2 protein-coding genes, 5 rRNA genes and 1 pseudogene (1 of these 8 only partly in view) are annotated in these 11,198 nt (G+C 47.6%); 3 read left to right on the forward strand and 5 right to left on the reverse strand.

Features of this window, described 5'->3' with window-relative positions:
- Nucleotides 1-148 precede the first annotated feature (148 nt).
- From rrf (MKZ11_RS03815) to MKZ11_RS03825, 3 genes are all read right to left on the reverse strand, one after another.
- Nucleotides 149-264 (reverse strand): 5S ribosomal RNA (gene rrf, locus MKZ11_RS03815).
- 82 nt (nucleotides 265-346) lie between these two features.
- Nucleotides 347-3,279 (reverse strand): 23S ribosomal RNA (locus tag MKZ11_RS03820).
- Between the two features lie 325 nt (nucleotides 3,280-3,604).
- Nucleotides 3,605-5,156 (reverse strand): 16S ribosomal RNA (locus MKZ11_RS03825).
- Together the 16S, 23S and 5S rRNA genes form the textbook arrangement of a ribosomal RNA operon.
- Nucleotides 5,157-6,234: 1,078 nt before the next feature.
- Here MKZ11_RS03825 and MKZ11_RS03830 point away from each other — a divergent pair.
- The 3 genes and pseudogenes from MKZ11_RS03830 to MKZ11_RS03840 form a co-directional block, all read left to right on the forward strand.
- Nucleotides 6,235-6,438, forward strand: coding sequence for a hypothetical protein (locus MKZ11_RS03830; protein WP_340792704.1), 204 nt, complete (start codon nucleotides 6,235-6,237; stop codon nucleotides 6,436-6,438).
- A 72-nt stretch (nucleotides 6,439-6,510) separates the two neighbouring features.
- Nucleotides 6,511-6,840 carry a hypothetical protein gene (locus tag MKZ11_RS03835; protein WP_340792705.1) on the forward strand — a complete coding sequence of 110 codons (330 nt, stop codon included), beginning with the start codon at nucleotides 6,511-6,513 and terminating at the stop codon, nucleotides 6,838-6,840.
- Nucleotides 6,841-7,653: 813 nt separating this feature from the next.
- Nucleotides 7,654-8,334 (forward strand): annotated as a pseudogene (locus MKZ11_RS03840) (ISL3 family transposase); the annotation flags it as partial.
- A 142-nt stretch (nucleotides 8,335-8,476) separates the two neighbouring features.
- Here MKZ11_RS03840 and rrf (MKZ11_RS03845) read toward each other — a convergent pair.
- Together rrf (MKZ11_RS03845) and MKZ11_RS03850 are read right to left on the reverse strand one after the other, a co-directional pair.
- A 5S ribosomal RNA gene (rrf, locus tag MKZ11_RS03845) occupies nucleotides 8,477-8,592 on the reverse strand.
- Nucleotides 8,593-8,674: 82 nt separating this feature from the next.
- Nucleotides 8,675-11,198: ribosomal RNA gene (locus MKZ11_RS03850) — 23S ribosomal RNA — on the reverse strand (it continues 409 nt past the right edge of the window).

Below are 11,198 nucleotides of genomic sequence, written 5' to 3' on the forward strand. Positions count from 1 at the left end.
TTCTACTAAGATAAGTTTACCTTCATTACTACAGTTAAACACAAAAAGACTATTACTTCTACTAGGCAAATACTATACATAAAAGTGTACGGATAACGCAAAAACGAGAGGATTCAAAAGAATCCTCTCGTTTTATATAAACCATGGTGCCCGGCGACGTCCTACTCTCACAGGGGGAAACCCCCAACTACCATCGGCGCTGAAGAGCTTAACTTCCGTGTTCGGGATGGGAACGGGTGTGACCTCTTCGCAATCGTCACCAGACTCTATTGAGCTTGTTCGCTCAAAACTGAATGAAACAGACATTGTGCTACACAGAATCAGGGTAATCAAGCCCTTTTCAAAATTGGTTAAGTCCTCGATCGATTAGTATCCGTCAGCTCCACACGTCGCCGTGCTTCCACCCCAGACCTATCAACCTCATCTTCTTTGAGGGATCTTACTTACTTGCGTAATGGGAAATCTCATCTCGAGGGGGGCTTCATGCTTAGATGCTTTCAGCATTTATCCCGTCCATACATAGCTACCCAGCGATGCCTTTGGCAAGACAACTGGTACACCAGAGGTATGTCCATCCCGGTCCTCTCGTACTAAGGACAGCTCCTCTCAAATTTCCTGCGCCCGCGACGGATAGGGACCGAACTGTCTCACGACGTTCTGAACCCAGCTCGCGTACCGCTTTAATGGGCGAACAGCCCAACCCTTGGGACCGACTACAGCCCCAGGATGCGATGAGCCGACATCGAGGTGCCAAACCTCCCCGTCGATGTGGACTCTTGGGGGAGATAAGCCTGTTATCCCCGGGGTAGCTTTTATCCGTTGAGCGATGGCCCTTCCATGCGGAACCACCGGATCACTAAGCCCGTCTTTCGACCCTGCTCGACTTGTAGGTCTCGCAGTCAAGCTCCCTTATGCCTTTGCACTCTGCGAATGATGTCCAACCATTCTGAGGGAACCTTTGGGCGCCTCCGTTACTCTTTAGGAGGCGACCGCCCCAGTCAAACTGCCCGCCTGACACTGTCTCCTGCCCCGATAAGGGGCATGGGTTAGAAGTCCAATACAGCCAGGGTAGTATCCCACCAACGCCTCATCCGAAGCTAGCGCTCCGGAATCCAAGGCTCCTACCTATCCTGTACAGGCTGCACCGGAATTCAATATCAGGTTACAGTAAAGCTCCACGGGGTCTTTCCGTCCTGTCGCGGGTAACCTGCATCTTCACAGGTATTATAATTTCACCGAGTCTCTCGTTGAGACAGTGCCCAGATCGTTACGCCTTTCGTGCGGGTCGGAACTTACCCGACAAGGAATTTCGCTACCTTAGGACCGTTATAGTTACGGCCGCCGTTTACTGGGGCTTCAATTCGAAGCTTCGCTTGCGCTGACCTCTCCTCTTAACCTTCCAGCACCGGGCAGGCGTCAGCCCCTATACTTCACCTTGCGGTTTTGCAGAGACCTGTGTTTTTGCTAAACAGTCGCCTGGGCCTATTCACTGCGGCTCTCTCGGGCTTTAACACCCTACCAGAGCACCCCTTCTCCCGAAGTTACGGGGTCATTTTGCCGAGTTCCTTAACGAGAGTTCTCTCGATCACCTTAGGATTCTCTCCTCGCCTACCTGTGTCGGTTTGCGGTACAGGCACCTCCCGCCTCGCTAGAGGCTTTTCTTGGCAGCGTGAAATCAGGGACTCCGGGGAATACTCCCCTTGCCATCACAGCTCAATGTTATAGGAACGGGATTTGCCTCATTCCACACCTCACTGCTTAGACGCGCATAACCAACAGCGCGCTCACCCTATCCTACTGCGTCCCCCCATTACTCAAACGGCGGGGAGGTGGTACAGGAATATCAACCTGTTGTCCATCGTCTACGCCTTTCGGCCTCAACTTAGGTCCTGACTAACCCTGAGCGGACGAGCCTTCCTCAGGAAACCTTGGGCATTCGGTGGAAGGGATTCTCACCCTTCTTTCGCTACTCATACCGGCATTCTCACTTCCAAGCGCTCCACCAGTCCTTACGGTCTAGCTTCGACGCCCTTGGAACGCTCTCCTACCACTGACATCTAAGATGTCAATCCACAGTTTCGGTGATTCGTTTAGCCCCGGTACATTTTCGGCGCAGCGCCACTCGACCAGTGAGCTATTACGCACTCTTTAAATGATGGCTGCTTCTAAGCCAACATCCTGGTTGTCTGGGCAACGCCACATCCTTTTCCACTTAACGAATACTTGGGGACCTTAACTGGTGGTCTGGGCTGTTTCCCTCTCGACTACGGATCTTATCACCCGCAGTCTGACTCCCAAACATAAATCATCGGCATTCGGAGTTTGTCTGAATTCGGTAACCCGGGATGGGCCCCTAGTCCAAACAGTGCTCTACCTCCGAGATTCTTAAGTTTGAGGCTAGCCCTAAAGCTATTTCGGAGAGAACCAGCTATCTCCAGGTTCGATTGGAATTTCACCGCTACCCACACCTCATCCCCGCACTTTTCAACGTACGTGGGTTCGGGCCTCCAGTAAGTGTTACCTTACCTTCACCCTGGACATGGGTAGATCACCTGGTTTCGGGTCTACGACCCCATACTCTGACGCCCTATTCAGACTCGCTTTCGCTGCGGCTCCGCATTCACTGCTTAACCTTGCATGGAATCGTAACTCGCCGGTTCATTCTACAAAAGGCACGCCATCACCCATTAACGGGCTCTGACAACTTGTAGGCACATGGTTTCAGGATCTATTTCACTCCCCTTCCGGGGTGCTTTTCACCTTTCCCTCACGGTACTGGTTCACTATCGGTCACTAGGGAGTATTTAGCCTTGGGAGATGGTCCTCCCGGATTCCGACGGAATTTCACGTGTTCCGCCGTACTCAGGATACACTCTGGAGAGAATGGACTTTCGACTACGGGGCTTTTACCCGCTGCGGCGGACCTTTCCAGGTCGCTTCGTCTAATCCATTCCTTTGTAACTCCGTATAGAGTGTCCTACAACCCCAGGAAGCAAGCTTCCTGGTTTGGGCTCTTCCCGTTTCGCTCGCCGCTACTCAGGGAATCGATTTTTCTTTCTCTTCCTCCGGATACTTAGATGTTTCAGTTCTCCGGGTGTGCCTCGTTTACGCTATGTATTCACGTAAACGTACTGTCCCATTATGGACAGTGGGTTTCCCCATTCGGAAATCTCCGGATCAAAGCTTACTTACAGCTCCCCGGAGCATATCGGTGTTAGTGCCGTCCTTCTTAGGCTCCTAGTGCCAAGGCATCCGCCATGCGCCCTTTCTAACTTAACCTTTCGGTTTCCAACAAGCTTACGCTTCTTGAATTCCTCTTTGGTGAATTCTCCTTTACAGCGATGTAAATCGGAATTCGTTAAAAGGCATTGCATGATCAACTCATTTGCATGTGCTGATCTAGAGAAATAAATTTCTCTACGTTGATTACTTGATTTGTTGCTATCAATGTCGTTTCATTCAGTTTTCAAAGAACAAGTTTTGAATGCTCATATAGTAGCTTCTTCAAGTGATAAACCTGCTTGAAAAGCGTAATGAACCTTCAAAACTGAACGCAAAACGTCAATGTGCAGACCCGTGGTCTACATTCCGTAATAATCCTTAGAAAGGAGGTGATCCAGCCGCACCTTCCGATACGGCTACCTTGTTACGACTTCACCCCAATCATCTGTCCCACCTTCGGCGGCTGGCTCCCGTAAGGGTTACCCCACCGACTTCGGGTGTTACAAACTCTCGTGGTGTGACGGGCGGTGTGTACAAGACCCGGGAACGTATTCACCGTGGCATGCTGATCCACGATTACTAGCGATTCCGGCTTCATGGAGGCGAGTTGCAGCCTCCAATCCGAACTGGGAATGATTTTATGGGATTGGCTCCCCCTCGCGGGTTGGCAACCCTCTGTATCATCCATTGTAGCACGTGTGTAGCCCAGGTCATAAGGGGCATGATGATTTGACGTCATCCCCACCTTCCTCCGGTTTATCACCGGCAGTCACCTTAGAGTGCCCAACTGAATGCTGGCAACTAAGATCAAGGGTTGCGCTCGTTGCGGGACTTAACCCAACATCTCACGACACGAGCTGACGACAACCATGCACCACCTGTCACCGCTGTCCCCGAAGGGAAAGGCGTATCTCTACACCGGGCAGCGGGATGTCAAGACCTGGTAAGGTTCTTCGCGTTGCTTCGAATTAAACCACATGCTCCACCGCTTGTGCGGGTCCCCGTCAATTCCTTTGAGTTTCAGCCTTGCGGCCGTACTCCCCAGGCGGAGTGCTTAATGCGTTAGCTGCAGCACTAAGGGGCGGAAACCCCCTAACACTTAGCACTCATCGTTTACGGCGTGGACTACCAGGGTATCTAATCCTGTTTGCTCCCCACGCTTTCGCGCCTCAGCGTCAGTTACAGACCAGAAAGCCGCCTTCGCCACTGGTGTTCCTCCACATCTCTACGCATTTCACCGCTACACGTGGAATTCCGCTTTCCTCTTCTGTACTCAAGTTCTCCAGTTTCCAATGACCCTCCACGGTTGAGCCGTGGGCTTTCACATCAGACTTAAAGAACCGCCTGCGCGCGCTTTACGCCCAATAATTCCGGACAACGCTTGCCACCTACGTATTACCGCGGCTGCTGGCACGTAGTTAGCCGTGGCTTTCTAATAAGGTACCGTCATGGCACGGGCAGTTACTCCCGTACTTGTTCTTCCCTTACAACAGAGCTTTACGATCCGAAAACCTTCTTCGCTCACGCGGCATTGCTCCATCAGACTTTCGTCCATTGTGGAAGATTCCCTACTGCTGCCTCCCGTAGGAGTCTGGGCCGTGTCTCAGTCCCAGTGTGGCCGATCACCCTCTCAGGTCGGCTACGCATCGTCGCCTTGGTAGGCCATTACCCCACCAACTAGCTAATGCGCCGCGGGCCCATCCTACAGTGACAGCCGAAACCGTCTTTCAGAGTTTGTCCATGCGGACAAACTGATTATTCGGTATTAGCCCCGGTTTCCCGGAGTTATCCCCATCTGTAGGGCAGGTTGCCCACGTGTTACTCACCCGTCCGCCGCTGAAATCAGGGAGCAAGCTCCCATCATTCCGCTCGACTTGCATGTATTAGGCATGCCGCCAGCGTTCGTCCTGAGCCAGGATCAAACTCTCCATAATAGAAGAAAATGAATAGCTCATTTCTTGCTGACTTGGGAGGAATCAAGTTCCTCCCCTGAATCTGAAGATTCAGTTGTGTTTCTTTTCATCCGACATAAGTCGGCTTACTTAGAAACGTTTTGCTCAAGTGCACGTGGCACTCTCGCTGTATTTAATTGACGTTTTGCTGTTCAGTTTTCAAGGTTCATTGTGATGGAATTAAGTAGCATTCCTTATTTTCTTGGTTGCAGTTGTTTCAGTAGCAACTCTTATATCATATCAAGTTATGCTTTCCGTGTCAACAACTAATTTCAATTTCTTTTTTTCGTTGTTTTCACTATGTCGCAAAAGCAACTTTTTAAATATACCAGCCTACCTTACAAAATGCAAGTCTTATTTTAAAATACTTTTCAAATTGCTAGATTGTATCGTACCTATCCCTTTTTCACGTAAATTTTTAATGTATTCGCGAAATCCCAAGTCATGGATTTCCTCTATTCTTATAACAACTACTTTCAATTTCAGTACTAACTTGAAAGTTTATTTCACTTTTACTGTAGCAATTAGAACTTAATCATATAGTAAAGATACGTTGTTACGCATTTCTTACTAGATATATTTCTTCGCTATTGAAATTCAAAAAGCAGGTTATGCCATCATTCAGTTAAAAAGAGACAATAATGAACTTTCCCTCTTGCCAACATTACATAATTTTTTAACAGGACCAATCATATAAACCAGGCAAGTAAACGTATTACACCTGAGACTAGTCATATGATCAAATTGACTATCTGGAAAAAAAATTATCGTGGCCCGCTGAGTTATACAAAACTTAAAATAACTGATGATATCACAAGGGTTTCACACAGGATATAAGAAAATTTAATGCCCAATTTAGCATCTTAATACGTACTTTAATTGGGGTGTTTTTTGAATTTCAACAGATCATAAGTACCTATTTTTTGGATGTTGATAAATATTTTAGTGAGATAATAGAAAGAATACTAAGACTCCTTAAATAATTACTCTTGTTACTACTATTGGTTTCCGATTAAAAAAAGAAAAATATTGGTTATTAAAATTACAAGGAGGATTGATGATGTATCTAAAACCATTCGGCAAATATCGATTAATAAAAACGTTGGGAGGTATTCTATTTATACTTTTTTCTTGTTTTTTGATTATGGGTTGTTCTCAAGAAAACTTGGAGATTCAAGGCAAAGTAGCTGCTCCAGTGAAAGATAAGAACAAAGCTGTGATTCGTGCTGTTCTCGAAAAGGAATTCACAGGTCCGGATGAATAACTCCTGCGTTTAACTGAGGAATTAGGTAAGCAACAAACGGACCCATCATATAAAGGGTATGTTGGCTCAGAGGTGTTGCCAGACATAGAAGAAACCTATTCGGCTTATTTTACAGAACTGGAATTTGAGTCATTTGTTAATACTCCCCCTGCTTTTGTGTACCACTATTTTCCCGCCGATTATCATTTTAGTATCGCTGATATCGAAGTGATACAAAGTGATAATCCGAACATACCAAAACATTATGGCTTTACTGCTCAAGTAGAGCATGTAAACAATGTGGGCGAGATCACACAATTCGAGATAAGCGGGATGGCAATCTGTTCAGAAGAGGGGAAAATCGGAAGGATTGGAATCAATGACAGTGGGCTACGAAATAAAATAAATGAGGACCTTTATTAACTATTGTCTATTAAAATTTGTCATTATAGATTGCACTTCCTTTTCTTCCTTCTATTATAGACGACATCCGGTGCGCATTAAGCGCAAATAAGGAAAGGTCTGTGAACGCGTGCGACCGATCATATAGCTTGGACGACCGCCCATATCCTATTCTGGACCAATCATATAACTTGGGCAACCGCTCATATCCACTCTCTGACCAATCATATAATTTGGGCAACCGCTCATATCCTATCTCTGACCGATCATATAACTTGGTCAACCGCTTATATCCTATTCTGGACCAATCATATAACTTGGGCAACCGCTCATATCCACTCTCTGACCAATCATATAACTTGGGCAACCGCTCATATTCTATCTCTGACCGATCATATAACTTGGGCAACCGCTCATATCCACTCTCTGACCAATCATATAATTTGGGCAACCGCTCATATCCTATCTCTGACCGATCATATAACTTGGGCAACCGCTCATATCCACTCTCTGACCGATCATATAACTTGGGCAACCGCTCATATCCTATCTCTGACCGATCATATAACTTGGACGACCGCTCATATCAACTCTATCCCAGTTCTTCCAAATGCTTTTCTTTAAATATAAGTAAAAAGTCATTACCCATTCCACGGTAATGACTTTATTTTTATGGTTCTATAATATTTGTTGGGGTATCCATACAATTTTAAAGAAAAAAAAGCACGTAATCACCGGTTCTTTTATACTTGAATTGTCTAGAAACAAGTAAAAGAAAGGTGATACGTGCATATGAATTTTAACATGAATATTCCTGGATTAAAAGATGTAGTGATTGATATTTTACCGAACCGCAGAAAAGATACAATAAAAGACTATCTCTATTAATACGGATCTGATGTTAAATTAGTTGTCATGGATATGAATCCTAGCTTTAAGGCAGCCGTGAAACAAGCGTTAGGATGCCCTGCGATTATCGCGGACCGTTTCCATTATTGTCGGTACATTTACTGGGCAATTGATGAAGTACAACGGAAAGTACAGAAAGAGTGGCATGCGTATGACCGCAAGAAATGTAAACGAATGCGTCATGTATTGTATAAGCGAAGTGAAAAATTAACCGAAAAGAATCGATGGTATTTAGATCGCTATTTAGGGATGTCTGAAGAATTGGAGAAGGCGTATGAACTGAAAGAGGCTTACTGTGAATGGTTTGATTGGGCTAAAACGACAGAAGATGTGGCAGAAGTGAAAAGCCGACTAGAGGAATTTTACCGTAAGGTAGAGGAAGCTCAGATCCCAGCGTTTCTAAAGGCCATAAAAACGTTTAAGAACTGGCAAGTGGAGATTTTAAATAGTTTTATCTTCCCGTATTCGAATGGTTTTTTAGAGGGAATCAATAACAAAACAAAAGTGATGAAGCGTAACGCGTAGGGTTTTAGGCGCTTCGATCACTTTAAAGCAAAGTTTTTATTGAATATTAAGTATAAAGAAATCGGTGTTCATTTAGGATAAAGGGTGACGTGCAAATCACATCACCCCAACATTTGACCTAGAACCATTTTTATCTATTTCGTTAATTTTCACCAAAATAATATTTACACAATACAAAACGAGAGGATTCAAAAGAATCCTCTCGTTTTATATAAACCATGTTGCCCGGCGACGTCCTACTCTCACAGGGGGAAACCCCCAACTACCATCGGCGCTGAAGAGCTTAACTTCCGTGTTCGGGATGGGAACGGGTGTGACCTCTTCGCAATCGTCACCAGACTCTATTGAGCTTGTTCGCTCAAAACTGAATGAAACAGACATTGTGCTACACAGAATCAGGGTAATCAAGCCCTTTTCAAAATTGGTTAAGTCCTCGATCGATTAGTATCCGTCAGCTCCACACGTCGCCGTGCTTCCACCCCAGACCTATCAACCTCATCTTCTTTGAGGGATCTTACTTACTTGCGTAATGGGAAATCTCATCTCGAGGGGGGCTTCATGCTTAGATGCTTTCAGCATTTATCCCGTCCATACATAGCTACCCAGCGATGCCTTTGGCAAGACAACTGGTACACCAGAGGTATGTCCATCCCGGTCCTCTCGTACTAAGGACAGCTCCTCTCAAATTTCCTGCGCCCGCGACGGATAGGGACCGAACTGTCTCACGACGTTCTGAACCCAGCTCGCGTACCGCTTTAATGGGCGAACAGCCCAACCCTTGGGACCGACTACAGCCCCAGGATGCGATGAGCCGACATCGAGGTGCCAAACCTCCCCGTCGATGTGGACTCTTGGGGGAGATAAGCCTGTTATCCCCGGGGTAGCTTTTATCCGTTGAGCGATGGCCCTTCCATGCGGAACCACCGGATCACTAAGCCCGTCTTTCGACCCTGCTCGACTTGTAGGTCTCGCAGTCAAGCTCCCTTATGCCTTTGCACTCTGCGAATGATGTCCAACCATTCTGAGGGAACCTTTGGGCGCCTCCGTTACTCTTTAGGAGGCGACCGCCCCAGTCAAACTGCCCGCCTGACACTGTCTCCTGCCCCGATAAGGGGCATGGGTTAGAAGTCCAATACAGCCAGGGTAGTATCCCACCAACGCCTCATCCGAAGCTAGCGCTCCGGAATCCAAGGCTCCTACCTATCCTGTACAGGCTGCACCGGAATTCAATATCAGGTTACAGTAAAGCTCCACGGGGTCTTTCCGTCCTGTCGCGGGTAACCTGCATCTTCACAGGTATTATAATTTCACCGAGTCTCTCGTTGAGACAGTGCCCAGATCGTTACGCCTTTCGTGCGGGTCGGAACTTACCCGACAAGGAATTTCGCTACCTTAGGACCGTTATAGTTACGGCCGCCGTTTACTGGGGCTTCAATTCGAAGCTTCGCTTGCGCTGACCTCTCCTCTTAACCTTCCAGCACCGGGCAGGCGTCAGCCCCTATACTTCACCTTGCGGTTTTGCAGAGACCTGTGTTTTTGCTAAACAGTCGCCTGGGCCTATTCACTGCGGCTCTCTCGGGCTTTAACACCCTACCAGAGCACCCCTTCTCCCGAAGTTACGGGGTCATTTTGCCGAGTTCCTTAACGAGAGTTCTCTCGATCACCTTAGGATTCTCTCCTCGCCTACCTGTGTCGGTTTGCGGTACAGGCACCTCCCGCCTCGCTAGAGGCTTTTCTTGGCAGCGTGAAATCAGGGACTCCGGGGAATACTCCCCTTGCCATCACAGCTCAATGTTATAGGAACGGGATTTGCCTCATTCCACACCTCACTGCTTAGACGCGCATAACCAACAGCGCGCTCACCCTATCCTACTGCGTCCCCCCATTACTCAAACGGCGGGGAGGTGGTACAGGAATATCAACCTGTTGTCCATCGTCTACGCCTTTCGGCCTCAACTTAGGTCCTGACTAACCCTGAGCGGACGAGCCTTCCTCAGGAAACCTTGGGCATTCGGTGGAAGGGATTCTCACCCTTCTTTCGCTACTCATACCGGCATTCTCACTTCCAAGCGCTCCACCAGTCCTTACGGTCTAGCTTCGACGCCCTTGGAACGCTCTCCTACCACTGACATCTAAGATGTCAATCCACAGTTTCGGTGATTCGTTTAGCCCCGGTACATTTTCGGCGCAGCGCCACTCGACCAGTGAGCTATTACGCACTCTTTAAATGATGGCTGCTTCTAAGCCAACATCCTGGTTGTCTGGGCAACGCCACATCCTTTTCCACTTAACGAATACTTGGGGACCTTAACTGGTGGTCTGGGCTGTTTCCCTCTCGACTACGGATCTTATCACCCGCAGTCTGACTCCCAAACATAAATCATCGGCATTCGGAGTTTGTCTGAATTCGGTAACCCGGGATGGGCCCCTAGTCCAAACAGTGCTCTACCTCCGAGATTCTTAAGTTTGAGGCTAGCCCTAAAGCTATTTCGGAGAGAACCAGCTATCTCCAGGTTCGATTGGAATTTCACCGCTACCCACACCTCATCCCCGCACTTTTCAACGTACGTGGGTTCGGGCCTCCAGTAAGTGTTACCTTACCTTCACCCTGGACATGGGTAGATCACCTGGTTTCGGGTCTACGACCCCATACTCTGACGCCCTATTCAGACTCGCTTTCGCTGCGGCTCCGCATTCACTGCTTAACCTTGCATGGAATCGTAACTCGCCGGTTCATTCTACAAAAGGCACGCCATCACCCATTAACGGGCTCTGACAACTTGTAGGCACATGGTTTCAGGATCTATTTCACTCCCCTTCCGGGGTGCTTTTCACCTTTCCCTCACGGTACTGGTTCACTATCGGTCACTAGGGAGTATTTAGCCTTGGGAGATGGTCCTCCCGGATTCCGACGGAATTTCACGTGTTCCGCCGTACTCAGGATA

This window comes from Sporosarcina sp. FSL K6-1508, assembly GCF_038007465.1.
Lineage (GTDB): Bacteria > Bacillota > Bacilli > Bacillales_A > Planococcaceae > Sporosarcina > Sporosarcina psychrophila_B.